The sequence below is a fragment of the Nocardiopsis sp. iso_237 genome, from assembly GCF_056173345.1.
On record NZ_CM149669.1, the window covers coordinates 578,654 to 605,003 of the forward strand.

Consider the following 26,350-nt stretch of genomic DNA (forward strand, 5'->3'; position numbering starts at 1 on the left):
GGGGCGGCCGAGCCGTCCGGCCTCCGGTGGCGCCCGCCACCGCGTGACGCCGCCCCGGCCCGGGACCGGCCTCACCCGCCGTGTGGGGCCGAGGCCCGTGGCGGCGCGTCCCTCGGCGGCGAGGGCACCGGCGGCAGCACCTCGGAGAGCGCCTCCGCGTAGGCCGGATCGCTCGTGTAGTGGGAGTGACCCAGGATCTCCGGACGTCGGGCCTCCCCGGGCGGGGCGTCGTAGGAGCGCGGGTCGGGCAGCGGCTCGGCCTGGTCCACCACCTCCAGGGCCTCGCCCCCGCCTTCGCCCGCCCCGGCGGCGCCACGGCGTCTGACCGGACCGCCGATGGCGTCGGTGACCCGCCACAGGTTGCGCCAGGCCGACACCCTCCCGGTCAGGTCCGCGAAGGACGCCGGTCCGAAGTAGGCGGGGAAGTACCGCGCGTACAGCCGGTCCAGGGGTGAGCCGTGGGTGATCAGGCGGACCCGGGAGCGGCAGCTCCGGGGCAGCTGCCACACGGTCGCCGCGGCCAGCACCGAACCCTGCGAGTGGCCGGAGATCACCACGTCGGTGCCCTCACCGGCCATCCTCGCCACCCTCGCGGTCAGCTGCGGCACCGCGCGCTCGGCGTAGGAGGGCGGGGCCAGCGGGTGCGCGACCCTCGGCCAGAAGGTTCCCACGTCCCACACCGCGCCGACCGCCTGCCGGGTCGGCCGGTCCCGGTACGCGCTCCGGCCGATCCACACCAGGGCCACCAGGCTCGCTCCGCCGAGGAGCGACCCCACCCCCACCAGGGCGTCCAACGCGCTCTGGACCGCGCCCTGGAACTCCCCGGCCACGGCCGTGGGCGCGTCCACCGGACCGGCCACCAGGTTCCCGGTGATGATCGAGTAGAGCGCCAGCCCCACCAGCGGCACCACCGGGAGCAACAGCGCGGCCAGCACCGCGGGCAGCACCTCGGTCATCCGCCCGGCCGCCCTGGCCTTGGCGATGTCCCAGGTCCGGCGGTCCCGCACACTCCGCGAGTACAGCGAGGTCACCTCCGGCAGCTGCGCGCGGACCGCCCCGCGCAGGCGCAGGGCCAGCACCGCCACCACGGCCAGCACGATCACCGCCTCGAAGGCGAACGCCAGCTGGAGCCACGAGTAGGCGGTCGGCGGCGACAGCGCCAGACAGTCGGCCTCCGGCGCGCTCATGGAACCGCAGCCGCTCAGCCACAGCGACCCCTGGTAGACCAGCGCGGCCGAGAACCCGCCACCGAGCAGCGTTCCGAGCGCCGCCGTCGACGGCCCGGCCAGCCCCCGCATGGCGGTCCGCTCGTGCGGGCGGTCCACCGAGAACAGGACCAGGGCCGCCACCAGCAGCATCAGCACCAGCGCGCCCTGGGTGGCGAAGAGCGTGTTCAGCATGGTGCCGCTGCCGGGCAACCGCCCCTCGGCCACCCAGCCGGGGCGCGGCCACACCGTGTAGACCGCCACGGCCACCACCAGGACGAGCACGGTGTCCCGCAGCACCCGGCAGAACCGGTCGGCCCGGGCGTTCCACCGCGGATCCAGCCCGGGTACCAGCACGCTCGCGGTGCTCGCGGCCGCCACGGTCGCGAGCAGGAACGTCAGCACCGCCCCGACCCACCAGGCGCCCGGTTCGGCGGCCGACCCCCCGGACCGGGCCGACAGGTCGTGCAGGAAGGCGGGCACCAGCAGCAGCGCCGCGACGGTACCGACCGCCAGGGCGATGTGCACCGACCTCAGCCGGGCCATGATCTCGCTGTTGCGCCAGAAGTCCGGGTGGCTCAGGGGAGCGTCCTCGGCGTGGTCCGGCGGCACCGGGCCGGTCACCACCTCGTAGTCGGCGGCCGTCCTCCGGGACAGCCGCCACAGCACCACGATCACCGCGGCGGGCAGCACCGCCCCCACCAGCAGCCCCCAACCCGGCGCCGACAGCGGCGAGGAGGACGAGGCGAGGAAGGCCAGCCACGGGCGCGCCTGGACACACGCGTCACCCAGCCCGGCGCACTGCCAGCCCACCAGGTCCATGCCGACCCCGGCCGAGGCCAGGGTGATGAGCACGGTCAACGACAGCGCCAGCAGCCGCACCCCCGCCCCGTAGGCGATGCTGGCCGCCCTGCGGACCCCGGTCTGGCCCCGGTCCATCCGGCCCGGCCGCATCCAGTACGCCACGTTGAGCATCATGAACGGCAGCAGCAGGAGCCAGAAGGCCCGGGAGGAGCTGCCCGAGGTCAGGTTGCCCCAGGCGAAGATCTCGCGCCGAACCCCCGGCACGCTCTGGGTGTCCGGCTCACGCCGCCAGCGGAAGAAGCCCGCGAGCCGGTCGCCGCCCACGCGCATGGCGGGCTCCACGTCCAGGAGCTCCTCGGCCTGGCCGCCGCTGACCCCGTGCACGCGCAGCTCCACGCAGTTGCGGGTGGGAGCGGACCGGGGTTCGGCGGTGGGCGCGACCGGGGGCACGACGGTGGTGACCGTGGTGTCCGCGGGGGAGTGCCTGGCGGCGGGGGTCCGGGTGACGGAGAGGGTGGGAGACACGGGGCGAGGGTGCTCGGGCTCGTACGAGCCGGAGGGTTCGGGGGTGTCCGGCATGTCAGCATCCTGCCACGCACAGTCGCGATGAAACACGGAAAGCCGGAGCCTGTGGACAACCCGTGACCAGGCGTGCTACTTGACCATTCCCTCGTCACTCACGTCCCAGGTGTTGCAGGCCCCCGCCGACTGCTCGGTCCAACCGGTCCGCGTCCACCACACGCTGTTGTCCGAGGAACCGTGCGTGCGCTCCTCCTCGGGGCCGTCGGGGCGGTCGGCGGTGGCCGAGGCGTCGTCCAGGAGCGTGGACAGGTCCCCCTCCGAGAGCGGGTAGCTCACCCGGACGGACCCCAGGAACGCCGCCGACAGGCAGTTCGCCTGGAGTTCGCTGCGGCGCGTCCAGGAGTTGCGCCCCGCGTCGTCCTCCTCCAGCTGGCGCTGCTCGTGGTAGTACTCCAGGAGCCCGGACTCGCCCTGCACGTGGTGCCCGTACTCGTGGGCCAGCAGGGACGCGTAGACCACGCTGTCGTCCGAGCCGTTCCACTTCTCCACCACGTCCGAGGTGCCGATGTAGATCGACGCGCTGGCCCGGCAGTAGAAGGCGCCCGCCGGGGACGGGTAGGAACGGCAGGGGCTCACCCCGGGCTCGTCCCAGAACACCCGGTCCGGCGGGGCGAACGGGATGCCCGCGCGGTCGAACTGGGTCTTCCACACGTCGTCCAGACAGTCCGCGACCAGGTGCAGGAACCGTTCCATCGAGCCGGGGTCGTCGACGTCGAGTTCGGGTACCGGGCACGGCAGCGGACTCAGCCGACCGGTGTCGTAGATGGGGTTGGCGACCAGCGCGCTGTGGCCGGAGGGCCGGTCGGGCACGGTGCGCCCGGGTAGTCCCAGCTGACCGGTGGGCGCGTCGGCGGTGGGGCTCGGAGGCTGGCCGGGCTTGTCGTCGCCCCCGCCGTCGGCCGGCTCGGAGACCGTGTCCATGGCGGACTCGCCCTCGTTGACGCTGGTCCAGGAGAGCAGCGACAGCGCGAGCAGGGCCACCAGGAGGCCGCACACCGCGCTGAACACCCTGCGGTTGGTGCGGTGGGCCCTGCGGGAGTACTCCAGCCGGGTGAACGCCGCCGACAGGGCGGGATCGGAACCGCCCGGGCCGGGTCCGCGGGGCTCGTCGGAGCCTCCCGGTCCGTGGTCACCGCTCACCGCACCAGCTCCTCGCGGGCTTCCCAGGTGTTGCAGGCCGCCGGGTCGAGACGGTCCAGACCGTGCGCGGTCCACAGACGACCGTTCTCCACCGATCCGTGCGTGCTCGTGCCCGCGTGGTCGGAGCGGAGCCCGACGGAGTCGAGGATATTGGCTCGCTCCGACTTCCCGTAACCGAGGGACTCCTCAGCGGAGCCGACGAACACCCCGCCCAGGCAGTTGGCCTGGAGCTCGTTGCGCCGGGTGAGTTCGTCCGCCGTCTCCTGGTCGGCGTTGGCCCGGAGCGAGCGGAACTCGGCCAGGATCATCGACTGCCCCTGCACGTGGTGCCCGTACTCGTGGCTGAGCAGGAACGTGTACGCCTCGGCCTCGTCACTGCCCGCCGAGGCCGCCACGATGTCCTCCACCCCCAGGTAGAGGCCCTGGTTGGCCTGGCAGTAGAAGGCCGCCGTCCCCTGCTTGGGGAAGGGGCCGCACGGGCTGTTCCCCGCCGCGTACCAGTACACGCGGTTGGGGGAGGAGAACGGGATGCCCGCCTCATGGAAGTACGCGCCCCACGCCGCGTCCAGGCAGTCCGCGATGGAGTGCACGAAGGTCTCCACCGACTTCGGGTCCTCGGCGTCCATCTTCGGAGGCCGACACGTGACCTCGCCCAGCTCGCCGTTGGCGTACAGCGGGTTCTGCCCGAGCGGGTCCTCGATCCGCGCCGTGTCGGACTCCGCCGAGGCCGCCTCGGCCGACAGCACCTGGGTGGCGTCCGGTCCCACGGGCCCGCCCCAGGCGGGCTGCGCCGTCGGCAGCAGCGCCGAGAACGCCAGGAAGCCCGTGAAACCCACGGCGGCCAGCCCCGTGCCCAGGGACAGCGAGACTCCCAGCCCCATGCGCTGGAGGAAGCCGGGGCGCTCCGCCCACGGGTCGGACACGGGTCGGTTCCGTCGTCGGGTCAGCACGCGACCGCGCCCCCGTTCCGCGCGGGAGGTCCGGCCACGCCGGAGGGGTGGTCGACGGAGCCACCAGCGGGGGTCCGGTACGCGACGCCGGGGAGGGCGCCCGATGGATACGGTCCGCTCACGGACCGGATAAGCTCTCGCGTCATGTGGTGGGTCGGCTCCTGGCGCCCGGCCGTCGCGATGGCGACGGCCCTTCTCGTGTTCTCCTCGCCGTTCGTGGTGGTCGCCGCGGGGTGGCCGGGAGGGCAGGCGCACGCGGTGACGGCGACCGCACCGGCAACCACAGTACCGGGGCACGAACCGACGGTCATCGACCGACGTTCCGCCACGGACGCGGTCATCACCAACGATATCCGTCTGGAACTGGACCAACTCGGCATTCTGCACGGCGAGGAGTCCATCCGGTTCGAGGGCCCGGCGCCGGAGACCTTCACCCGCGCCCTCACCGCCACGATGCTCTACGACACCGACCACGACCGCCGGTTCGAGATCAACGGGGTCTCGGCGGTCGACTCCGGCGGCTCCACCCTCCAGGTGGAGACCGAGGAGACCGACGGCGCCCTCCTCGTGCGCATCCCCACCGAGGGCACGCGCGGGGTGCGGCTCAGCTACCGGGTCAGCGGCACCGTGGGCGAGGTCGCCCAGGGGGTCCAGCTGGAGTGGCGGGCCGTGGGCGCCTACAGCCACGACGTCCGCTCCACCGACGTCACCGTCACCGCTCCACAGCCCCCCGAGGCGCTGTCGTGCCTGGCGGGCGAACCCCGCAGCGCCATGTACTGCACCGCCTCGGACATGGGCGGGGACGCGGTCGTCGCGCACTTCCTCCAGGCCGACATGACCCCCAGCGACCGGCTGGACATCGTCGTGAACTACCCGCCCGGCACCGCCGAGGGCGAACCCCTCCTGAACCGCCGGTGGTCGCTGGCGTCCGCCTTCCAGGTGACACCGGGTACCGCGAGCGTGTTCGGACTCCTGCTGCTGGTCCTGGTCGGCGGGCTGATCGCCCTCATCCGCCTCCGGGGCCGCGACGAACGCGCGCTGCGCAGCGAGGCGGCGGAGGGCGACCACGCCCCCGTGGCCCGCGGCGAGCACGGCCGGATGCGCTTCGCCCCGCCGGACGACGTCCACCCCGGTCAGATCGGCACGCTGGTCGACGAGCGCGTGGACATCGCCGACCTCACCGGCACCGTCCTCGACCTGGCCGTACGCGGTCACATCCGGGTCGAGGAGCTGCCCCACGAACACTTCACGTCGGTGGACTGGCGGCTGGTCCGCCTGGACGGGCCGACGGAGGAGACCCTGCTCTCCTCCGAGTGGCTCCTGTTGGACGCCCTCTTCGGGGAGCGCCGCACCGTGCGCCTGTCCGAGCTCGGTTCCCCCCGCCACTCCGACGACTTCCCGGCGCGCGTGGACCGGGTCCGCGAGGAGCTGTACCGCGACATGGTCCGGCTCAGGTGGTTCTCCCGGTCGCCCAGCCGGGTGCGGGGGACCTGGACCACCGTGGGCATGGCGCTCACCGCCGTCGGGGTGGTCCTGACCGGGGTGCTCGCGGTGTTCACCAGCGCCGCCTTCACCGGGCTGGCCGTCGTCATCGCCGGTGCCGCCGTCACCGCGGGAGCGCAGTACATGCCCGCCAAGACCAGGCTCGGCAGCTCGGTGTACGCGCACACGATGGGCTTCCGCGACTACCTGCTCAGCCAGCGCGCCCAGAGCGCCCCGCCCGGCGAACGGGTGGAGCTGTACTCGCGCTACCTCCCCTACGCGGTGATCTTCGACGACGTCGACCGCTGGGCCAACATCCTGGCCGCCGCGGCCATCGCGGACCTCAGTCCCGAGGAGCTCGACGGTGACGGCCTGCACTGGTACACCGGCCCGCGCGAGTGGCGGATCGAGGACTTCTCGGACTCGATCAGCACGTTCGTGGTCACCCTCACCGGTCTGATCACCAACACCCGACGTATGCGCCTGCTCAACCAGCTGCAACGATCGAGGTAGCACCGCCCCGATCAGGGGCGGGGCACACACGGGAACGGGGGAGGACCATGCGCGCTGTCGTGCAGCGGGTGTCGCACGCTTCGGTGACGGTGGAGGGCGAGGTGGTCGGAGAGATCACCCGTCCCGGACTGATGGCCCTGGTGGGGGTCACGCACACCGACACCGAGGAGGAGGCCCGCAAGGTCGCCAGGAAGCTGTGGACCCTGCGGATCCTGGAGGGCGAGGAGTCCTGCTCCGACGTCGGGGCGCCGCTGCTGGTGGTCAGCCAGTTCACCCTCTACGGCGATGCGCGCAAGGGCCGCCGTCCCACCTGGCAGGCGGCCGCGCCCGGACCGGTGGCCGAGCCCCTGGTGGACGCGGTCGTGCGCGAGCTGCGCGACCAGGGCGCCGAGGTGGCCACGGGCGTGTTCGGCGCCCAGATGTCCGTCGGCCTGACCAACGAGGGCCCCTTCACGGTCATCGTGGAGGCCTGAGGGCGCGGGCGCGGCCGGAGTCCCGCCGCGCCCACCGGGTCACGGGGTCACCGGGTCACCGGGTCACGCGCGCCAGGACGTGCTCCGGGACGGGGAGGTCGTGGACCAGGGCCGGGTCGGTGACCGGGGGGTCGAACACCGTGCGGACCGGCTGCACACCCGCCCAGAGCGGGAGGGCGTAGTCCTCCTCGTCGTCTGCGGGCGGGCCCGTGCGGACCTTCACCGACGCCTCCTCCAGGGACAGCGCCAGCACCCTGGTGGCCGCCATCTCCTTGGCGTCGGGCTGGCGGGCCGCCTCCCACTGACCGGGAGCGAGCTGCTCGGTGATCGCCCGCAGCGCGTCCCAGCGCTCCTGCTCGTCGGTGACCGCGCGCGGCGTTCCGAAGACCATCGCGGACCGGTGGTTCACGGAGTGGTGGAAGCCCGAGCGGGCCAGGACGATCCCGTCCAGCAGGGTGACCGTCACGCACATCTCGCCCGCCGCCCGCAGGGACCGGGCTCCGGTCGACCCGTGCAGGTAGAGGGTGTCGCCGATCCGCCCGTACCCCGTGGGCACGACCCGGGGCGAACCGTCCACGACCACGCCCATGTGGCAGACCAGGCCCTCGTCGAGGAGGTCGTACAGTTCGGCGCGGTCGGTCCGGGTCTTGTGCTTGGCGCGGTTGAGCCGTGTGCGTTCGGTGGTGGAGAGCATGCGTCTACGGTAGGCAGAAGTGGATACCCCAACCATGGCCACTTCTGGCAGGAAGTGAAAGACCACTTTGCCGCGACACCTCACCGAACCGCCGGTCCGCCTCGACCGCGCCGACCCCACGCCCCTCACCGCGCAGCTGTCCGGCGCGCTGCGGGAGGCCATGGCCTCCGGAGCACTCAGGGCGGGTGAACGGCTGCCCTCCAGCCGGGCCCTGGCCGGGCAGCTCGGGGTCAGCCGCACGGTGGTCACCGACGCCTACCAGCAGCTCTACGCGGAGGGCTGGCTCGACGGCCGCCACGGTTCCGGCACCTTCGTGGCCGAACACGGCCCCCTGCCGAGACCGTCCGCCCCCGCCCGGCCGCGGCCCCCGCGCACCGCCGAACCCGTCCGCGGGCGCCCCTCACGGGACGAGATCCGCCGTGCCGGGGCGGTGGACCTGCGGCCCGGCGCGGCCTGGGTCCGCGACCACGACCGCGCCGCACTCCGCCGGGCCTGGCGGCACGCCGCCGAGGTCCCGCCCTCGGACGACCCCGACCCCCAGGGGGACCCGAGGCTGCGCGCCCTGCTGGCCGAACACCTGCGCCGCACCCGGGGCGTGCGGGTGGGACCCGAGAACGTCCTGGTCACCCGGGGGACCGGGAACGGGATCGACCTGGTCGGCGCCATGACCGCCGGAGCGGAGGGGTGGCCGGGCACGGCGGCGTCCCCCGGAGTCCGCTTCCGCGCCGGGGTCGAGGAGCCCGGCTACGGGAAGGCCCGCACCATCCTGGCCGCACGCGGCGCCGAGATCGTTCCCTGCCCCGTCGACCACGACGGGATCCGCCCCGACGACCTGCCCGACGACCTCGCGCTCGTCTACACCACCCCCGCCCACCAGTACCCGCTGGGCGGGCGCCTCCCCGTGCCCCGCCGCGAACGCCTCCTGGCCTGGGCCCGGCGGACCGGAGCCGTGGTGATCGAGGACGACTACGACGCCGAGTTCCGCTACGACGTGGCGCCCCTGCCCGCCCTGTACGGGCTCGACCCCGAGCGGGTCGTACTGCTCGGCACCCTCTCGAAGACCCTCGACCCCGACCTCGGCATCGGCTGGATCGTGGCCGAACCCGACCTGCTGCACCGCCTCGCCCGGGTGCGGGCCGACCTGTCCGACCGCACCAGCGGACCCGTCCAGGCGGCCACGGCCCTCCTGCTCGAACGCGGGGACCTGGACCGGCACCTGCGCCGGATGCGCCTGGAGTACGCCCGCCGCCGCGCCCTGCTCGTGGAACACCTCGGCCCCCGGATCGGCGGGGACACCGCCGGGCTGCACGTGCTGCTCACCCTGCCCGAGGAGGCGGTGGCGCCCGTGATCGCGGCGGCGGCCGAGGAGGGGGTCCTGGTGGAGGACACCAGCCGCGCCAGCCACGGCGACCCCGGCGTGCACGGCCTGGTCATCGGCTACGGGACGGCGGGCGGCACGGAGCTCCGCCGCGCGTGCGAGGTCCTGGCCCGCGCCGTGGCACGCCACGCGGGGAGCGGTCGGCCGTCGGTACGCGGCGTATCGGGCGCCGAGCCCGCCGACCGGGAGCCGGGGAGCGCGGCGGCCCGGGACGAGTGAGCGGACGTCCCTGAGGGCCCCGGGTACCGGAGGCCGTGGACGTCCCCCAGGTCCGGGGGCGCACCGGACGCGCCCGGCGGCGCGGGTCAGGCCCTCAAGAGGGCGCGACAGCGCGGCGCGGGCGCCCCGGACACACGAGGTCCCGGGTCGCGGCGGCACCGCGACCCGGGACACGAAGGGGAGGAGCCGGACGGGAAGGGGAGAGGGACCCGCAGGGGGACCTTCCGTGCCCGCCCGGCGCCCTACTCGACCTCGACGGTGACGGGCTCGAACTTGTAGCCGAGGCCGCGCACCGTGACGATGTACCGCGGGCTGCCCGGGTCCTCCTCGATCTTCGCGCGCAGACGCTTGACGTGCACGTCGAGGGTTTTGGTGTCACCGACGTAGTCGGCGCCCCACACGCGGTCGATGAGCTGCATCCGGGTGAGCACCCGCCCGGCGTTGCGCAGCAGCACCTCCAACAGCTCGAACTCCTTCAGCGGGAGCTGCACGCTGTCCCCGCGCACCGTCACCACGTGCCGCTCCACGTCCATCCGGACGGGGCCGGCCTCCAGTGCGGCGGGCAGGACGATCTCGTCCTCGCCCCGGCGGCGCAGCACCGCGCGGATGCGCGCCACCAGCTCACGGGAGGAGAACGGCTTCGTCACGTAGTCGTCGGCGCCCAGCTCCAGACCGACGACCTTGTCGATCTCGGAGTCCTTGGCGGTGAGCATGATGACGGGGACGTTGGACTTCTGCCGCAGGGTCCGGCACACCTCGGTGCCGGACAGCCCGGGAAGCATGAGGTCCAGCAGCACCAGGTCGGCGCCGGTCCGGTCGAAGGTCTCCAGAGCGACGGTCCCGGTGGGCGCGACCGCGACCTCGAAGCCCTCCTTGCGCAGCATGTACGACAGGGCGTCGCTGTAGGACTCCTCGTCCTCTACTACGAGTACGCGCGTCACTGTGCCGTCTCCTGGTGGTTGTCGTTCCGGGTCGCGTCGAGCTCCCGGCTCTCGGGTCTGGGCAGACGCAGTGTGAACGTCGAACCCGACCCCTCCTTGCTCCACACGGTCACTTCTCCACGGTGGTGGGTCATGATGTGCTTGACGATGGCCAGACCGAGACCGGTACCACCGGTGGCCCGGCTCCGAGCGGCGTCCACACGGTAGAACCGCTCGAAGATTCGCTCCAGGTCCTGCTGGGGGATGCCGATCCCCTGGTCGGCGACGCTGATGTCCACGCTGCTCCGCGAGGTCCCGACGGACACCGCGACCCGCGTGTTCTTCGGACTGTAGGCCACGGCGTTGGCGATGAGGTTGCGCAGGGCGGTTCCCAGCATCGCCTCGTCGCCCAGGACCGTCAGCCCCTCGGCGCCGCTGCCGACCAGTTCGATGCCCTTGGCGTCGGCGGGCATGCGCACGGTGTCGATCGCCTCCTCGACGACCGAACCCAGGTCCACCGGGGCGGGCTCCGCGATGGGCTCGGCGCCCTGGATGCGGGAGAGGGTGATCAGGTCCTGGATGACCGCGGTGAGCCGGGACGCCTCGGTCTGCATGCGCCCGGTGAAGCGGCGCACCGCCTCGGGGTCGTCACTGGCGTCCTGTACGGTCTCCGCCAGGAGGGACAGCGCGCCCACGGGGGTCTTCAGCTCGTGCGAGATGTTGGCCACGAAGTCGCGCCGGACCGCCTCCACCCTGCGGTGTTCGGTCTGGTCCTCGGCCAGCACCAGCACCAGGCCGGTGCCGCCCAGAGGGGCGACCCGCACGGCGAAGGACGTGGCGTCGGGGCCGAACTTGCGGACGGCCACCTCGATGTCGGTCTCCCGGATCACCCCGTCGCGCCGGACCTTGCGGGCCAGCGTGAGGAGTTCGCCTATGACCAGTTCCTCCCCTCGGACGATGCCGAAGGCCCTGGCTGCGGAGGAGGCGCGCAGCACGCGGTCGCCGGAGTCGAGGACCACCGCGGAGGAGGGAAGCGCGGACAGCACCTCCGCCACCCCCTGGGGGAGGGTGCTGCCGTCGTGGCGTGGTGACGGCGCCTCCTCGCCCGTGGTGCGCGTACGGAAGAGAGGGCTGGCGGCGACGACGCCGATGGCGACGCCCGCGACGAGCCCGATGATGCCGACGACCGCGGCGAGAAGTTCCCCTTGCACGATTCGATCGTAAACGTGCGGACTGGGGCTTTACCCGGTCAGGGCATGTGACACAACCGAGGTTCTTTCATCGTTCACCAACTCTTGGCCGATCCTTCAAACACAGACTGGGAGCATTGAGGACATGCGCGATACCTACCATGAGGACCTAGACAGCCTGAGTGAACGCCTCGTCGAGATGACGAGGCTCGCCAGGCACGCAGTCGCGCGGGCCACCACGGCCTTGCTGGACAGTGACCTGAACGCGGCTCAGGAGGTGATCTCGGGTGACGAGGAGCTCAACCGCCTCGACCAGGAGATCGAGGACACCGCCTTCAGCCTGATGGCGCGGCAGCAGCCGGTCGCCTCCGACCTGCGGACCATCATCACCGCCCTCTCGATGCGCGGGGATCTCGAACGGATGGGTGACCACGCCGTTCACCTCGCCAAGATCGCCCGGCGCCGCCACCCGGACTCCGCGATCCCCAAGCCGGTCCGCTCCATCGTCCTGGAGATGGGCCACCAGGCGGAGCTCCTGGTGATCAAGGCCGGTGAGGTGATCATGGAGCGGGACCCCGACACCGCTCTGGAACTGGACAAGGACGACGACAAGATGGACCGGCTGCGGCGCAAGCTGTTGCAGCGCATCCTCGCTCCGGGCTGGGAGTACGGGGTGGAGGCCACCATGGACGTCACCCTGGTCGGCCGGTTCTACGAACGCTTCGGTGACCACGCGGTGCACGTGGCGGACAACCTGGTCTACATGGTGACGGGCGAGAAGCGTGAGGACTACGAGCCCGAGGCCTGATGACGGGGTCATGACGTGCGGTGCGGTCGGGTTGGCCGGGCCCGGGGATCCGGACGGGTCACGGGCGGGCCGACCCGATCCGAAATCGTGACCTTTATCGCTCTGGACGCTCGCGGAGGGTGTCCGGGCGGGGGCGAACCCTACCCCGATCCGCGCCCGCGTCAAGCCGCGCTTCGGCTGGCCAGCAGGGGTGGAGGCCTCTCGGGAGCGCTCCGACCGGGTGGCCGGGACTCCTCGGGTACACTTTGTCAAGGCCTAAAATGTGTGGCCTGACCTGCGTGTTCGCAAACCTAATAGGTACGTTAAGTCACAGATTCGTGGTATCCTTGTGGTAGCGGAAGGGGTACCTGTCACATGGCTTTCAAGGTCGGCGACACTGTTGTCTACCCCCATCATGGGGCTGCTCGTATTGAAGCGATCGAGACTCGCACCATTAAGGGCGAGGACAGAACCTACCTCGTTCTGAGGGTTGACAAAGGCGATCTGACGGTGCGTGTGCCGGCCGCGAACGCCGAGGATGTCGGCGTTCGTGACGTGGTGGGGCAGGAGGGCCTGGACAAGGTCTTCGAGGTGCTGCGCGCACCTCACACCGAAGAGCCCACCAACTGGTCCAGGCGCTACAAGGCGAACCTGGAGAAGTTGGCGTCCGGCGACGTCAACAAGGTCGCCGAGGTCGTTCGGGACCTGTGGCGCCGGGACAAGGAACGTGGCCTGTCCGCGGGCGAGAAGAGGATGCTGGCCAAGGCCCGGCAGATTCTTGTGAGCGAACTCGCACTCGCGGAAAAGACCAACGAGGACAAGGCGGAAGCCCTCCTCGACGAGGTTCTGACGAACTGATACTCGCGGAATCACGTAATTCATGACGAAAATGCCTCGGGTGGGCGTCGGTACCGACGTCCACCCGTTTTCTCCTGGACGGACACTTTTTCTCGCCGGTTTGGAATGGCCGGGTGAAGACGGTGTCAGCGGCCATTCCGACGGTGATGTCGCCGCCCACGCGGCGTGCGACGCGCTGTTGTCCGCCTGCGGACTCGGTGACCTCGGATCCAACTACGGCACGGCCGATCCCCGGTGGAAGGGCGCCTCGGGTGCGGCCCTGCTCACCGAGACCGTCGCCCGCGTGCACGCGGCCGGATTCGAGATCGGCAACGTGGCCGTCCAGATCATCAGCAACCGACCCAAGTTCTCTCCCAGGCGCCACGAGGCGGAGAAGACCCTCTCCGAGGTCGTGGGTGCGCCGGTGAGCCTGTCGGCCACCACCACCGACGGCCTGGGCCTCACCGGTCGGGGCGAGGGCATCGCGGCCGTCGCCACGGCCGTCTGCGCTCCCAGGGACTGACACACGCACGGAGGGCGGCCCCGCGACTGCGGGGCCGCCCTCCGTGCGTTGAGCAGGGGCCACGGACGCGTCCGAGCACCCACCGCGCCAGGCCTGCGGTGTCCGGCACCGGGGAGCGCTGCCGTGCGGCCCCCCGTCAGCCCGCACGGGGCGGTGGCTGTCGAGGGCGGCGCGGGGCCCGTGACTGGTCGCGTCGGGTGTCCGGGTGGCGCCAGGTGGTCCTTCCGGCCGCCGAGGCTCCTGAGGGGGCTTCCTCCCGCCGTTCTGATGGCCGGTGTCCGTCCGTGACGGAGCGCGCCCCTGCGGTGCCCGGCGCCGGGGTGGGGACCTTCGGTCGCTCGGTCTCGCGGGAATCCCTCGAAGCGCCGCTGTGGGACCGGTATCCGGTCCGTGACGGAGTGCCTGGTCAGGGGACCGAAACCCGCCGTTCACAGCCGTGTGAGAGCACGATCCGGATGGTCGTCCACAGGGCGGGGCGGGTTGTCCACAGGCGAACGGACCGACTCTGGTGGAGCCCCCTCAGACACGCGTAGCGTCGACTTCGGGGGATCCTCCGCTCCCGCCCGCTCCGTGCTGCCCTCACCCAGGCCCGCCCAGGCGCCCCTCAGCAGCCCAGGCGCCCTGGCCACGCGCCCCGCCGCTCAGCGGCCCAGGCGCCCCGGCCACGCGTCCCCGCCGCCCCGGTCCCGGACGTACGTCGGCCCCGGAACCCGTGGTTCCGGGGCCGACGTCCCTTGTTCAGGCCCCGTCCGAGGTCGGGGCGCACGTCCTGCTCAGTGGTCCTCAGGAGGCAGCGGCTCACTGCGCACGCGGCGCGAGGGCGGGCCCGAGGCGAAGTCCGGCATGGGCGGACGCTTCGGCTTCAGCACCATGGGCCGCTTCTCCATGGACCTGAGCGAGCGCGGACCGGTGCGGGGCGCGCGCTCCGTCAACGGCTCGGGCTCGTGTCGCGCCACCGGCTCGGGCTCCGGCTCGGGATCGTGCTCCGCCTCGGCCTCCACCTCCGCTTCGTCCTCGGGCAGGGGCTCGGGTTCGGGCAGCGGCTCCGGCTCCGGTCGGGCCGCACCGGGCGGAACCGAACCCATCCGGAAGGCGGCCCGCACCGAGGGGCCGGTGTCGTGGTCCAGGGCCGGGGTCGCCTCGGCGTCACCGGTCGCCCGACCCACCAGGGGAGCGGGCTCGGCCGGGGTGTCGTCCTCGGGAGGGGTCCACACCGGAGGCACGTAGTCGGCCAGGTGAGAGGGGGTCGGGTCCTCGGACGGCGGCTCCCACAGCGGAGACCCGCCGTGGTCGTCCACGGACTCGGGCTCCGCGCCCGTCTCCTCCTCCGCCACGGCGGGAAGGTCCTCGATCTCGGGCAGGGGGCCGGACCCGGTCTCGCCCTCGGGCCACAGCTCCACGGGGCCGCCGCCCCGGCGGGCCTCCGGAGACACCTCTTCCCCGGGTTCCTCGGAACCGGTTCCTCCCTCCGTCCCGGCCCCCGCGACGAACGGCTCCGCCTCCGGGGCCTGCTCCGGCTCCGGCTCGGGCTCCGGAACGACCGGAGCGGGGACGGGTGCCTCCGCCTCGTCCGTGCTGGGGTCGGCCACCGGGGAGTCGTGCTCGAACCCCTCGTCGGCGAGGCGGTCGGAGTCCGGGGCGGCCGGGTCCCCGGATCCCTCGGACCCGTGCCCGGCTGTGTGCTCGGACTCGGACTCGGGGGAATGGGTCGGGGCGGGCACCACCGGCGGCTCGGCCGCCGCGCGCTTGATCGGGTTGTCGCTGTCACGGGCCCGACGGGGGAGCGGCAGCGTGGGCACGGAGGCCTCGGTGGCCTCCCCAGCCCCGGCGTCCACCGCGGCGACCGGTTCCGTCGGGGAGTCCGGGTCGTCGGCGTCGGAACGGTCGTCCCGGGGGAGGTCCACGGGACCGGCCTCGACGGCGGCCTCGCTCGCGCGCCCGCGTTCGACCTGCTCCTGCTCGGCCTGCTCCGCGCGCTCCTGTTCCTCCCGCTCGCGTTCCTCCTGTTCGGCGCGCTCCCGGTCCTCGCGTTCGAGGAGCTCCTTCCGTTCCTTCTCCTCCTCCTGCTCCTCGCGGTCACGGCGCAGGGTGGAGGTACGGGCGGGCAGCGGCGCCACCCGGGACTCGTCCTCACCGTCCTCGTCGGACTCGTCCGTCCCGTCCGAGCCCAGGCGCAGCAGCCGGGTCTTGAGCGCCTCCGTCCCGTCCCGGTCGCGGGGCGGGGCGTCCTCCGGCCTCGGGCGCCCGCGCAGCACGGTGGCGCGGTCGTCGGCGGGGTTGGCGCGCGGACGGCCGCGGCTGTTGCGTCTGCGGACGTGCGCGCGCACGGTGATCCACAGCAGGAACGCCACCAGCAGGGCGGCCAGCGGGGCGACCGCGACCACCACCTGGACGATCCCCTCGTGGTTCGCCGCGATGCGGTCCACCATGTTCATGCTGTGCAGAACCATCGGCACGGCCGCGGCGAGGATCAGCAGGGGGATGAGGACGACGTCCACCCAGAGGCGCTCGCTGGGCGGGGCCGCGCGCAGGACGTAGCTCACCCAGAAGGCCATGAGGACCAGCAGGGTGAACGTCACCGGGAAGACGTGCGGGAGGAAGCCGCCCTCGTGGTGCACGATCAGGGCGAACCGGTAGATGCCGTTGTAGGCGATGACTAGGGCGCACAGGGCGATGACACTGACGAACACGGCGCCACCGACGAGAGCACCGGCTCCCGCGCCGCGATTCGCGGTCCGACCGTTCCGTGTCCCTGTCTCGGGGGCGTTGTTGAAAGGGGCCATCGTCACCGAAGCGTAGTCCAGGCAGTGCCGCGAACACGAGATTCCGGCCGATTCCGGCTGCTTCCCGACGCTGGTGCCGAAGGGTGCCTGCCGCCGACCCGTCCCGGTTGGCGGAGCGTGCCGGGCGATCCCACACCGGGGAGGGGTCGGAACACCGGGTCATCTCACATGTGGGCGGGGGCGATACGGCTCGCCCCATATGAGTTCTCCGGGCTGTCCGGAGCGATCCGGACCGCGTCTCGCCCCGAACCCCGTACCGAACCGGTGGTGCTTACTGGTTTGTGATGCCCCGGTGAGGGGAGAACGGATAGTCTTGACAACGTGAGTCTGCGCTTCTATGACACCAGTGCCCGACAGGTCCGAGACTTCACCCCCATCCGTGAGGGGTGTGCCTCCCTGTACCTGTGTGGTGCCACCGTGCAGGCACCCCCGCACATCGGCCACATCAGGTCCGGTGTCAACTTCGACATCCTGCGCCGCTGGCTGACCCACCTCGGATACGCGGTGACGTTCTGCCGCAACGTCACGGACATCGACGACAAGATCATCCGGGTCGCCGCGGACGAGGGCGTCCCGTGGTGGCAGGTCAGCGAGCGCAACCAGCGCGCCTTCACCTGGGCCTACGACACCCTGGGCTGCCTGCCGCCCACTGTCGAGCCGCGCGCCACCGGCCACGTGCCGGAGATGATCGAGCTCATGCGCCGCCTGATCGACGCCGGGCACGCCTACGCCGCCGACGACGGATCGGGCGACGTCTACTTCGACGTGCGCTCGCACCCCGCCTACGGGGAGCTCTCCAACCAGCGCCTCGACCAGGTCGTGGAGTCCGCCGACTCCGACCCGGACCGCGACAAGCGGGACCCGCGCGACTTCGCCCTGTGGAAGGGCGCCAAGCCGGGCGAGCCCAGCTGGGAGACGCCCTGGGGACGCGGCCGTCCCGGCTGGCACCTGGAGTGCTCCGCCATGGCCACCAAGTACATGGGCCCCAGCTTCGACATCCACGGCGGCGGGATCGACCTGATCTTCCCGCACCACGAGAACGAGCAGGCGCAGTCGCGCGCCGCCGGTGACGGCTTCGCCCAGTACTGGCTGCACAACGGCATGCTCGCCATCGGCGGCGAGAAGATGAGCAAGTCCATCGGGAACTCGCTGCTCATCCCGCAGGTGGTGCGCAAGGTGCGCCCGGTCGAGCTGCGGTACTACCTCGGCCAGGCCCACTACCGGTCCACCATCGAGTACTCCGACGCCGCCCTCCAGGAGGCCGCCGCCGCCTACCAGCGGATCGAGGGCTTCCTCACCCGAGCCGTCGAGGTGCTCGGCACGATCACCCCGGCCGCCGACGTCCCACCCGCCTTCACCGAGGCGCTCAACGACGACCTGGGCGTCTCCCAGGGGTTGGCGATCGTCCACGGCCACGTGCGCGAGGGCAACACGGCGCTCGCCGCCGGTGACAAGGAACGGGCCCAGGAGCTCGCCGCCGAACTCCGCGTCATGCTCTCCGTGCTGGGCCTGGACCCGCTGAGCGAGCAGTGGTGCGGCGGCGGGGACCAGGGGCTGACCGAGGTCGTGGACGCCCTGGTGGCCGTCGCGCTCGAACAGCGCCAGGCCGCGCGCGGACGCAAGGACTACGCGGCCGCCGACGCCATCCGCGACCAGCTGGCGGACGCCGGTGTGGTGGTGGAGGACACCCCGCAGGGGCCGCGCTGGGACCTGCGCAAGGGCTGAGCTCCTCCGTGTCCGGGGCCGGGACACCCCGGCCCCGGCACCGACGCGTGTGGTGCCGGGTCGGCACTAGGCTGGGAGTTTGCCGCCGCCCCTCGGCGCCGCGGCTACCCCATCGGCCGGAAGAGTCCTTCCGGCATGCTCGCGACACGTAACGGGAGGCGGCGACCATGCCGGCGAAGAAGAGTAAGAAGGGCCCCACGAAGGGCAGCGGCGGCAAGGGCCGGCGTTCCCTGGAGGCCAAGAGCGGGACCCTGCCCGCGGAGCAGCGGCACTGGTACGACGGCAAGCAGCGGCACAAGGCCAACAAGCGTGCCGGGCAGACCGGCGGCCCCGCGGCCTCGGACAGCCCCCGCAAGGAGCGCTCGCCCAACCGGCCGGACAACTCCGACCTCCTCATCGGCCGCAACCCGGTGGTGGAGGCCCTGCGCGCGGGCATGCCCGCCACCCGCCTGTTCCTGGCCAACAGCCTGGACCCGGACGACCGCGTCAACGAGGCCGCCAAGCTCGCGGGCGCCCAGGGCGTGGACGTGGTGGAGGTCAACCGCACCGACCTGGACCGCCGCTGTGAGAGCAACGGCCTGCCCGGCGCCACCCACCAGGGCATCGTCCTCCAGGTCCGCCCGTACCAGTACTGGGCGGCCGAGGGGCTGCTCGACAAGGCGCTGGCGTCGGACACCCCGCCGCTGATCGTCGCCCTGGACGGGGTCACGGACCCGCACAACCTGGGCGCCATCGCGCGTTCCGCCGCCGCCTTCGGCGCGCACGGCCTGCTCATCCCGGAGCGCCGTACCGCCAGCGTGACGATGGCCGCGTGGAAGACCTCCGCCGGAACCCTGGCCAAGCTGCCGGTGGCCCAGGCCACCAACCTGACCCGCACGCTGGAGATCTACAAGAAGGCGGGGCTGTTCGTCGCGGGTCTGGACGCGGGTGGCGACACCCAGCTGCCCGACCTGGAGCTGGCGACCGGCCCGCTGGTGATCGTCGTGGGCTCCGAGGGCAAGGGTCTGTCCCGCCTGGTCCGCGAGGTCTGCGACGTGGTCGCGAGCATCCCGATCAGCGGCGCCGAGTCCCTGAACGCCTCCGTGGCCGCCGGTGTCTCCCTCTACGAGGTGGCCCGCCGACGCGGAGTCGAGGCCAGCTAGCCGAAGGTCGTATTCGGAAGCCCCTGCCGCCTCGGCAGGGGCTTGATCATGTCAGGGTGACGGCTGCCGCTGGGGCGCGCATTCAACGGATCAGTTGCTTCAGGGCAAAGAACGCTCCCCCCAGGGTGCCCACCGCCACCAGAGGTGCGGTCCCGTCGGGTGTGCCGGAGCGCCAAGCGACCCACCACATGATCGCGGCGCAGACCAGGCTCCAGAGTGCTATGACCGCGAATCGTGTGCTGACGTGCACCGACTCAGGCCCTTCTCCGTTGGGTTCGGACTGTGTCGGGTCGGTTCGGGACATGGTCGTGGAACTTTCTCTTGAGTCGTGGGAGTCGGGTGGTTGAGCGCGCGTTGGGCATGCGTCAGATCCTTGCCGACCTGGAGGGGGCTACGCCGCTTCGCGATCGGTTCTGCGCATGACTCGCGCCTGGCCCGGGATCGCTCCCGCCATCTGCACCACGTAGATGATTCTTCTGCCTGCGGGCAGATAGTGGAGGTCGCTGATTCGTTCTTCGATCCAGTCCTCACGGTGCTGACTCGGAAGGACCAGTGCGAGTGCACGAGCAACTCGGCGCAGCAGTGGCAGAGAGTGGCGTGGCGTGCGAGGCGGCACGGTGTCTTCGGCACCGTGCCGATAGGAACGAATCCGCCCGTTGGCGATGTCGTCGAGCATCGCCTCGGCGATCTTGAGGTCATCCGCCGCCGACCTGATCTTGGTAAGCACTTCTTCGCTTCGACCCTGGCGCAGCGATTTGCAGTGGTCCGCGAGGACCGCACAGACACGCTTGCTGTCCTCCATACGTTCCTCCGCTGCGGGTGCCGCGATGGATTCCATGAGAGTGAACGCGGCTTCCAGGGCGCGACAGATGATCCCGGCGGCGTCGAGCCCGAAGGGGTGGACGCGGTAATTGAAGGGGCCGAGAGTCTGGGGGAGGAGTTCGCGCACGGTCTGGAGCAGACCGAGTGTGCGGCGGGCGATCGATCGGGGAGAGCTCTGTTCACCGCGGAGCCGACGAATTCGCTCCTCGTTCATGGGTGGCCGACGTGGGAGGGTCGGTTTCGGGGGGGTATCGGAACTCATGCCTGCGCGGGCCCCTCTTCGGGAGTGCGCAGCTCCCACAGTCTGCGTACGGCCGCGTTCTGCTGGTGTGCTTCCGCCAAGGCCACCCGACTCTCGGCGCAACCGTCCGCCGTGAGTTGGTAGTACTTCCGCCGGGGTCGGCCAGCGTCCGCCTGCTCTTCGGGCGTCTCCCAGCGGCTTGAGACCCAACCACAGGCCAGGAGCCTGGTGAGGATCGGGTAGACGGTGCCTGCGGGAAGTCCGATCTCTTCGCAGAGTTGCAACCCGTACACAGGTTTGTCAGGTGACGTCAACAACTCGCGTAGAACGAGTTGGGTCTGGAGGGTGAGCCTCAGTGGTGGCATAGGAGAACTCTATATAGCCCACCGGCTCTTTGTCTCGTCGATGTCGTTGACACAGTGACCGCTGGGAAGTCCGAGTAGGCCAGTCGGCGCCGGACCCGGTACCATTCTGCTTGGACGTACCGGGGCCAGGCGCCCCGGCGGTCGGCCGACGTAGCTCAATTGGCAGAGCAATCGCCTTGTAAGCGATAGGTTAGGGGTTCAAGTCCCCTCGTCGGCTCTCATACTTCCTCCGGCCCGGTCACCCGACCGGGCCGGAGTCGTTTCCGGGACCGGGGATCACGCAGCTTCCGCGGGTGGGCGCAGTCCCGTGTGCGCGGCGCAGAAGGCGAGGACGTCCGCCTGTAGGTCGAGCGAGCGCGAGAGCGAACGCTGACCGTGCCCCACGTCGGACTCGCAGCGCAGGAGCACGGGGCGACGCGGGTCGGGGGGCGAGGCGTGCTGGAGCGCCGCGGTCAGCTTCCGGGTGTGGAGTGAGTCCACCCGTGGATCGACCCGGGGGCAGGTCAGCAGGACCGCCGGGTAGGCGGTCGCCGTTCGGACCCGGTGGTAGGGCGAGTAGCCGAGCAGGGTGGCGAACTCTTCGGGGTCGGCGGCCGTACCGAACTCCTCGGTCCACAGGTGCCCGAGTCCGAAGCGGTGGTAGCGGAGCATGTCGGTGACCGCGTCCGAGACCACGGCGGCGGCGTACGACTCGGGGCTGCTGGTCAGAGCGGCCGCGACCAGCAGTCCGCTGTGCGATCCGCCCCTGATGGCCAGCCGCGCCGGTGTGGTCCACCCCTGGTCGACGAGCCACCGGGCGGCGCTGACGAAGTCGGCGACGGCGTTGGGCTTGTTGCGCCCGCGCCCGGCCTCGTGCCAGGCGGTGCCCTGTTCGCCTCCGCCGCGCACGCTCGCGATCGCGTAGGCACCGCCCGCCCGGACCCAGGCGGTGATGCTCGGCGAGTAGGCGGGAGGGGTGGAGGCGCCGAACCCGCCGTAGGCGGTCAGCAGGGTGGGATACGGCCCCTCCCCGGTGGGTGGGACGACCACTCGCATCCGCACCCGTGTGTCGTCATGGGAGGCGTAGACGACCTCGTGGACGCGGGGACGCGGTTCGGCCCGGGCCGAACCGCGACGTGTCGGCTCGGGTTCGGCGACGCAGCGCCGGGTGCCCAGGTCGAAGCGGTGGACGGTGGGCGGGCTCGTGAAGTCGGTGTAGGTGAACCAGGCCCGCTGCCCGCCTTCGGGAGGCGCGGTGAGCCGGGAGACGCTGCCCGACCCGGGAAGGGTGACGTCACCGAGGAGGGCCCCGTCGGCACCGTGCAGGGAGAGTTCGCTCGATCCGTGCCGGGACCAGGCCAGGAGCAGCCGGGGGACGCGGGACTCGGCGAGCATCGCGCAGTCGGCGAGCACACGGCCCGGCCGTTCGTCGATCACGGTGCGCCACCGTGTGGAGTGCGGATCGTCCGGGTCGACGGCGCACAGGCGGCCGAACGGGGCGCCGGAGTCGGTGATCGCGTAGATCCGGTCGCCGGGGGCGAAGCGGAGCACCGCGCGGGTGCCGTCCGCGGTGCCGTCGTGTACCAGGACCGGACGGACCGCGCTGGCCGGGTGGGCGTCGCGGACGAGCCACAGGACGTTGCCGGAGGTGGCTCCGGGTGCGGCGCTGAGCATGAGCCACCCGGAGTCCGGGCTGGTCGTGACCGACATCTGGGGCAGGTCGGTGGTGAGGAGTTCGGGGTCCGTGTCCGGGGCCGCGCCGACGCGGTGGAACCGCAGGGACCGGCCCGGTGCGCCCTCCACCCGGTCGGACACGTAGTAGAAGCCCGTCTCGTCGGGCGACCAGGCCACCGGGGTGGCACGGCCGGGGGTGATCGGGCCGTCCACGACGCGGCCGTCGGTGACGTCCATGACCCGGAGCCGGGGACGCTCGTCACCCCGGCGTGAGGTCTGGTAGGCCAGCAGGTCTCCGCTGGGGGAGGGGCGCCAGGCGTCCAGTGTGGTCGTCCCGGAGGGGTCCTCCGCCAGCGGGTCCACGAGCGTGCGTTCGGCGCCGTCGCGGTCGCGGACCCTCAGCTCGGGGAGCTGGCGGCCGTGGTGGGCCCGCAGGTCGAAGCGGCGTTCCGAGCGCCAGACGGGCGGGCGTGCGCCGGGGGCGGAGGCTCGTTCCAACAGCGTTCGGAAGGCCGCACGGCCCGGCCACGAGGACCGGTGGTGCTCCAGGAGAGCGGACTGCCGCGCCAACCACTCCGCGCAGTCGGGGTCCTCCCCGTCCTCCAACCAGCGGTAGGGATCGGCGACGTCGCGTCCGTGCAGCCGTTCCTGCGTCGAACCCCGGTACGTGCGGGGGACACCGGTGACCGGCCCCGCATCCGTTGCGTCCACAGGTCCCTCGTCCTTCCCGCGTCGTGGAGAGGGCCCCGTCGAGAGCCCGCCGCCCCCGGACCGTCACCCGGTGCTCAGTCCTGGTCGCCCTCGACCAGTTCCAGGCGCCATCCCTCCACGTCGATGATCTCGTCCGACAGGATGACCGGAAGACCGAGCTGCGTGGGCAGTTCCTCCATGAGAACCTCCAGTTGCTGAGAGATGTCAATTGGGCACTCACGGTAGTTCCCGCTGTTCACGGAGGTAAACCGCGAGTCAACGGGGTGGCGCGCCGAAGTGCCGCCACGGAGACCGGGCACGTCGAGGCCCCCAGACGAGGCGTGCCGGATCCGGTCACCCGAGCAGGGGCGCGAGATAGCCGCCCTCGGCGTCGAGCAGGTCCGTGAGCAGGCGGGCCGGGCGCCGGTCCTCGACACGTTCCTCGGCTCTGTCAGGGGCGAGCCAGATGTCGAGGTCGCGGAGCTGGTCGAGAACCGCGGCGCCGTGGACGAGCGCGCGACCATGGATCGGGTCCATGTGACGGGCGGCGATCCCGACGGCGGCGGCGCCCGCCTCCGAATCAACGCGCTGGCCTCCCTCGGACACTCGGGCCTCGCACACCAGTCGGCACAGGTCGATCTCGACCGGACCGAGCACGGCGAACTCGAAGTCCAGCAGGGCGACGACCTCGCCGTCCCACAGCGCGTTCATCAGGGCGAGGTCGCCGTGGTTGACGGTCTGCTCGACCAGGGGCGCGGCCCGGAAGTAGCCCTCGACGACCTCGTGGAGCCGCGACCGCTGGGCGCGGGACAGCCCCAGCGCCACCTCGGCGCGTCCCGCCGCCGCCGTGGCATCGTCGAGCGACGCCGGAACGAAACCCCCGTGCGAGGCGACGCGCGGCCTGAGAGACGCGCTCGCATCGTGCACGATCCGGGTCCGAGCCCACAGTTGAGAGACCGCCCGTCGTTGCTCCGCAGGAGTCAGCGTCGGCCATGCCTCGTGCAGGTTCTGGCCGCGAACCTCCGCGGTCACGATCCAGCCGTGGCCCTCCGTGGTGCCCTCCCCGAGGATCTCGGGGTGCCCGACCTCTCGTGGCAGAGCACGGGCGAGCGCGACCTCGCGGGCCATGTCGACCGGTGTGTGCGCGATCCGCACGGCGAGACCGTCACCGACCCACGTCGCGTTCGAGTAACCGTTCGCGCGCCGCATGCGCGCGAGTTCGCCGCCATAGCGGGCCGCGACCTCGGCGGCCAGGCCCCGGACGCGGGCGGTGTCGGACGGATCGCGATGCGCGTCGAGCGGATGGATGCTCGCACTGGGCTCCTGCGTCATGCGTGCATCCTCCCAGGGTCGTACGAGTGCTGGTGCGGTGGCGGCTTCGACCCGCTTCGCCCCCCGACCGGGGAGAACAGGATGACGAAGAGCACCCAGCGTGAGGAGTGCTCGCGGTCGCCGGGGCCATCCCGTGACGCCCCGGATGGCGGAGGACCCCCGTGACGTGTCGGCCCGGAGGGGCGCGGGGTCGCCCGGTGCGGAGCGATCCCCCGCCCGTCCCGCCGCCGGAACCGACCGTGCCGGGAACGGGCTTGACCCTGTTCTGGGAACAGGGTGTCTGCTTGGCCCCGACGTGCTGACGTACTGGAGGGGTGGACGTGGAACATCGTCGACGAGGGGGAAGGCTGATCAGGGCCGGGGCCGGTGCGCTGGCACTGACCGGGGTCCTGGCGGGGTGCGCGACGGAGGAGGCCGCGGACTCCGCGCTGGAGGGGTTCCACGCCCAGGAACTCTCCTGGGAGGGGTGCGCCGACTACCCGGACACGGCGGGGGAGGCCGCGCTCCTGGATCTTGCGCCGGGCGCCGAGTGCGCGCGCATGGAGGTGCCGCTCGACTACGAGGACCCCGAGGGGGAGCGCGCCTCGGTGGCGGTGCTGCGGGTGCCCGCGCGGGGTGAGTCGACGGGCTCCTTGGTCTACAACCCCGGCGGTCCGGGGGGTTCCGGGGTCGTGGGCGCGGCCCTGGCCTTCGCGGGGCTCGCGGAGAGCGAGATCACCGAGCGCTTCGATCTGGTCGGGTTCGATCCGCGCGGTGTCGGCGCCACCACGCCCGCGGTGGACTGCTACACCGACGAGGAGGCCGACACCGGGGTCGTGCCGCTGGGGTCGCAGGGCACCACGGTGAGCTTCACCGAGGACGACACCCGGGAGATCATGGAACGGTGCGCCGAGGGCAGCGGTGGTGTGGAGGTCCTCGAACACCTGGGGACCCGGGACACCGCACGGGACATGGACGTGCTGCGGGCGGTCCTGGGCGAGGAGGAGCTGACCTACTTCGGGCAGAGCTACGGCACCCGGCTGGGGGCCGTCTACGCCGAGCAGTTCCCCGACCGGGTGCGCGCGATGGTCCTGGACGGCGCGATGAGCCCGCTGGAGGGCAGCTTCGAGCGGCGGGTCAACGCGTACGCCGGGTTCCAGGCGGCGTTCGACGAGATGGCCGTGGCGTGCGCGGCCGAGGCGGACTGCCCGCTCGGCACGGATCCGGACGAGGCGACCGAGCGCTTCCAGGAGATCGTGCGGCCCCTGCGGGAGGACCCCGTGCCCGCTCTGGAGTCCGAGCTGGACTTCGACGGGGCGGTCGGCGGTGTCATCGCCGGGCTGTACTCGCCGCAGAGCTGGCCCCGGATCATCGACGGGATCGCCGAGGTCCAGGAGGGGCGGGGTGACACCCTGATGCAGCTCATCTACGACTTCGGTCTGCGCGGCCCCGACGGGCGGTGGCCGAACTCGCTGGAGGCCAACCACGCGATCAACTGCATGGACGAGGAGCGCCTGACCCCGGAGCAGGGCGGTGAGCTGCGGGAGGCCACCTACGCTCAGGCGCCGTTCATGGACCCCGGGGTGGACGTGACCGAGGGCGCGCGCGACGGATGCGAGGCCTGGCCCGCCGAGCCGGATCTCGGATTCCCCTACGCGGAGGACGTCGAGGGACTGCCCGACACGCTGGTGGTGTCGATCACCGGTGACCCCAGCACCCCGCACGCGGGCGGGATCGAGCTGGCGGACACCCTCGGGAGCGCGCTGCTCACCGTCGAGGGCGAGGGGCACGGGGTCGTCTCCCTGGGGACCAACGCGTGCGTGGACGAGGCCGCCGCCAGGTACCTGATCGACCTGGAGGTGCCCGAACCGGGCGCGACCTGCACGCTCTGATGCGGTACACCGGAGTGTGAGAGGGGTGT

The 26,350-nt window shown here is 72.0% G+C and carries 20 protein-coding genes and 1 tRNA gene; 10 read left to right on the forward strand and 11 right to left on the reverse strand.

What is annotated here, in order from left to right; translation table 11 throughout:
* Positions 1-71: 71 nt before the first annotated feature.
* From AC0VYM_RS02820 to AC0VYM_RS02830, 3 genes are all read right to left on the reverse strand, one after another.
* A complete protein-coding gene (locus AC0VYM_RS02820; RefSeq protein ID WP_475458601.1) occupies positions 72-2,588 on the reverse strand; it encodes a hypothetical protein in 2,517 nt (838 codons plus the stop codon).
* 75 nt (positions 2,589-2,663) lie between these two features.
* Positions 2,664-3,731: a neutral zinc metallopeptidase gene (locus AC0VYM_RS02825; protein WP_475458603.1), complete on the reverse strand. Its 1,068-nt coding sequence runs from the start codon at positions 3,729-3,731 to the stop codon at positions 2,664-2,666.
* Complete coding sequence (locus AC0VYM_RS02830; protein ID WP_475462914.1) at positions 3,728-4,612, reverse strand: neutral zinc metallopeptidase; 885 nt, start codon at positions 4,610-4,612, stop codon at positions 3,728-3,730. Before AC0VYM_RS02830 ends, AC0VYM_RS02825 begins: the two co-directional genes overlap by 4 nt.
* Positions 4,613-4,825: 213 nt before the next feature.
* On the opposite strand from AC0VYM_RS02830, the gene AC0VYM_RS02835 reads away from it, so the two are divergent.
* Together AC0VYM_RS02835 and dtd are read left to right on the forward strand one after the other, a co-directional pair.
* Complete coding sequence (locus tag AC0VYM_RS02835) at positions 4,826-6,676, forward strand: DUF2207 domain-containing protein (protein ID WP_475458605.1); 1,851 nt, start codon at positions 4,826-4,828, stop codon at positions 6,674-6,676.
* A 47-nt stretch (positions 6,677-6,723) separates the two neighbouring features.
* Positions 6,724-7,149, forward strand: a complete 426-nt coding sequence (dtd, locus tag AC0VYM_RS02840) for a D-aminoacyl-tRNA deacylase (RefSeq protein ID WP_475458607.1) — start codon at positions 6,724-6,726, stop codon at positions 7,147-7,149.
* A gap of 55 nt (positions 7,150-7,204) precedes the next feature.
* On the opposite strand, the gene AC0VYM_RS02845 is transcribed toward dtd, so the two are convergent.
* The gene (locus AC0VYM_RS02845) at positions 7,205-7,843 is read right to left on the reverse strand and encodes a pyridoxamine 5'-phosphate oxidase family protein (RefSeq protein WP_475458609.1); all 639 of its coding nucleotides are present in this window, start codon (positions 7,841-7,843) and stop codon (positions 7,205-7,207) included.
* A 67-nt stretch (positions 7,844-7,910) separates the two neighbouring features.
* Between AC0VYM_RS02845 and pdxR the strand changes: the two genes are divergently transcribed.
* Positions 7,911-9,440 carry a MocR-like pyridoxine biosynthesis transcription factor PdxR gene (gene pdxR, locus AC0VYM_RS02850; protein WP_475458611.1) on the forward strand — a complete coding sequence of 510 codons (1,530 nt, stop codon included), beginning with the start codon at positions 7,911-7,913 and terminating at the stop codon, positions 9,438-9,440.
* Between the two features lie 242 nt (positions 9,441-9,682).
* On the opposite strand, the gene AC0VYM_RS02855 is transcribed toward pdxR, so the two are convergent.
* Together AC0VYM_RS02855 and AC0VYM_RS02860 are read right to left on the reverse strand one after the other, a co-directional pair.
* The gene (locus AC0VYM_RS02855) at positions 9,683-10,381 is read right to left on the reverse strand and encodes a response regulator (protein ID WP_475458613.1); all 699 of its coding nucleotides are present in this window, start codon (positions 10,379-10,381) and stop codon (positions 9,683-9,685) included.
* Positions 10,378-11,571, reverse strand: a complete 1,194-nt coding sequence (locus AC0VYM_RS02860) for a sensor histidine kinase (protein ID WP_475458615.1) — start codon at positions 11,569-11,571, stop codon at positions 10,378-10,380. Before AC0VYM_RS02860 ends, AC0VYM_RS02855 begins: the two co-directional genes overlap by 4 nt.
* Before the next feature lie 124 nt (positions 11,572-11,695).
* Between AC0VYM_RS02860 and phoU the strand changes: the two genes are divergently transcribed.
* From phoU to ispF, 3 genes are all read left to right on the forward strand, one after another.
* Positions 11,696-12,358: a phosphate signaling complex protein PhoU gene (gene phoU / locus AC0VYM_RS02865; RefSeq protein ID WP_378737916.1), complete on the forward strand. Its 663-nt coding sequence runs from the start codon at positions 11,696-11,698 to the stop codon at positions 12,356-12,358.
* 354 nt (positions 12,359-12,712) lie between these two features.
* Positions 12,713-13,195, forward strand: coding sequence for a CarD family transcriptional regulator (locus tag AC0VYM_RS02870; protein WP_026129182.1), 483 nt, complete (start codon positions 12,713-12,715; stop codon positions 13,193-13,195).
* Between the two features lie 31 nt (positions 13,196-13,226).
* A complete protein-coding gene (ispF, locus tag AC0VYM_RS02875; RefSeq protein WP_475462915.1) occupies positions 13,227-13,697 on the forward strand; it encodes a 2-C-methyl-D-erythritol 2,4-cyclodiphosphate synthase in 471 nt (156 codons plus the stop codon).
* A 773-nt stretch (positions 13,698-14,470) separates the two neighbouring features.
* Here the strand turns inward: ispF and AC0VYM_RS02880 are convergent.
* Positions 14,471-16,387, reverse strand: a complete 1,917-nt coding sequence (locus AC0VYM_RS02880) for a DUF2637 domain-containing protein (protein ID WP_475458618.1) — start codon at positions 16,385-16,387, stop codon at positions 14,471-14,473.
* 414 nt (positions 16,388-16,801) lie between these two features.
* Between AC0VYM_RS02880 and cysS the strand changes: the two genes are divergently transcribed.
* The gene (cysS, locus tag AC0VYM_RS02885) at positions 16,802-18,205 is read left to right on the forward strand and encodes a cysteine--tRNA ligase (RefSeq protein ID WP_475458620.1); all 1,404 of its coding nucleotides are present in this window, start codon (positions 16,802-16,804) and stop codon (positions 18,203-18,205) included.
* A 167-nt stretch (positions 18,206-18,372) separates the two neighbouring features.
* Positions 18,373-19,347 carry a 23S rRNA (guanosine(2251)-2'-O)-methyltransferase RlmB gene (gene rlmB, locus AC0VYM_RS02890; RefSeq protein WP_475458622.1) on the forward strand — a complete coding sequence of 325 codons (975 nt, stop codon included), beginning with the start codon at positions 18,373-18,375 and terminating at the stop codon, positions 19,345-19,347.
* Positions 19,348-19,738: 391 nt separating this feature from the next.
* Here the strand turns inward: rlmB and AC0VYM_RS02895 are convergent, their stop codons facing one another.
* Both AC0VYM_RS02895 and AC0VYM_RS02900 read right to left on the reverse strand, forming a co-directional pair.
* A complete protein-coding gene (locus tag AC0VYM_RS02895; protein WP_475458625.1) occupies positions 19,739-20,296 on the reverse strand; it encodes a hypothetical protein in 558 nt (185 codons plus the stop codon).
* Between the two features lie 131 nt (positions 20,297-20,427).
* Positions 20,428-20,775 (reverse strand): PadR family transcriptional regulator, encoded by a 348-nt coding sequence (locus AC0VYM_RS02900; RefSeq protein WP_475458627.1) that lies wholly within the window; start codon positions 20,773-20,775, stop codon positions 20,428-20,430.
* Positions 20,776-20,919: 144 nt separating this feature from the next.
* Between AC0VYM_RS02900 and AC0VYM_RS02905 the strand changes: the two genes are divergently transcribed.
* Positions 20,920-20,992, forward strand: a tRNA-Thr gene (locus AC0VYM_RS02905).
* 59 nt (positions 20,993-21,051) lie between these two features.
* Here AC0VYM_RS02905 and AC0VYM_RS02910 read toward each other — a convergent pair.
* Both AC0VYM_RS02910 and AC0VYM_RS02915 read right to left on the reverse strand, forming a co-directional pair.
* The gene (locus AC0VYM_RS02910) at positions 21,052-23,139 is read right to left on the reverse strand and encodes a prolyl oligopeptidase family serine peptidase (RefSeq protein ID WP_475458629.1); all 2,088 of its coding nucleotides are present in this window, start codon (positions 23,137-23,139) and stop codon (positions 21,052-21,054) included.
* 333 nt (positions 23,140-23,472) lie between these two features.
* Entirely contained in the window at positions 23,473-24,450 is a 978-nt protein-coding gene (locus AC0VYM_RS02915; protein ID WP_475458632.1) for a phosphotransferase family protein, read from the reverse strand.
* Positions 24,451-24,770: 320 nt separating this feature from the next.
* Between AC0VYM_RS02915 and AC0VYM_RS02920 the strand changes: the two genes are divergently transcribed.
* Positions 24,771-26,321, forward strand: coding sequence for an alpha/beta hydrolase (locus tag AC0VYM_RS02920; RefSeq protein ID WP_475458634.1), 1,551 nt, complete (start codon positions 24,771-24,773; stop codon positions 26,319-26,321).
* Positions 26,322-26,350 lie beyond the last annotated feature (29 nt).

Excerpts from the sequence above, each read along its gene's own strand:
- AC0VYM_RS02820 (WP_475458601.1), bottom strand. The coding sequence starts at position 2,588 with ATGCCGGACACCCCCGAACCCTCCGGCTCGTACGAGCCCGAGCACCCT.
- AC0VYM_RS02830 (WP_475462914.1), bottom strand. The coding sequence starts at position 4,612 with ATGGGGCTGGGAGTCTCGCTGTCCCTGGGCACGGGGCTGGCCGCCGTG.
- AC0VYM_RS02835 (WP_475458605.1), top strand. The coding sequence starts at position 4,826 with ATGTGGTGGGTCGGCTCCTGGCGCCCGGCCGTCGCGATGGCGACGGCC.
- dtd (WP_475458607.1), top strand. The coding sequence starts at position 6,724 with ATGCGCGCTGTCGTGCAGCGGGTGTCGCACGCTTCGGTGACGGTGGAG.
- AC0VYM_RS02845 (WP_475458609.1), bottom strand. The coding sequence starts at position 7,843 with ATGCTCTCCACCACCGAACGCACACGGCTCAACCGCGCCAAGCACAAG.
- phoU (WP_378737916.1), top strand. The coding sequence starts at position 11,696 with ATGCGCGATACCTACCATGAGGACCTAGACAGCCTGAGTGAACGCCTC.
- AC0VYM_RS02870 (WP_026129182.1), top strand. The coding sequence starts at position 12,713 with ATGGCTTTCAAGGTCGGCGACACTGTTGTCTACCCCCATCATGGGGCT.
- ispF (WP_475462915.1), top strand. The coding sequence starts at position 13,227 with ATGCCTCGGGTGGGCGTCGGTACCGACGTCCACCCGTTTTCTCCTGGA.
- rlmB (WP_475458622.1), top strand. The coding sequence starts at position 18,373 with ATGCCGGCGAAGAAGAGTAAGAAGGGCCCCACGAAGGGCAGCGGCGGC.
- AC0VYM_RS02900 (WP_475458627.1), bottom strand. The coding sequence starts at position 20,775 with ATGCCACCACTGAGGCTCACCCTCCAGACCCAACTCGTTCTACGCGAG.
- AC0VYM_RS02915 (WP_475458632.1), bottom strand. The coding sequence starts at position 24,450 with ATGACGCAGGAGCCCAGTGCGAGCATCCATCCGCTCGACGCGCATCGC.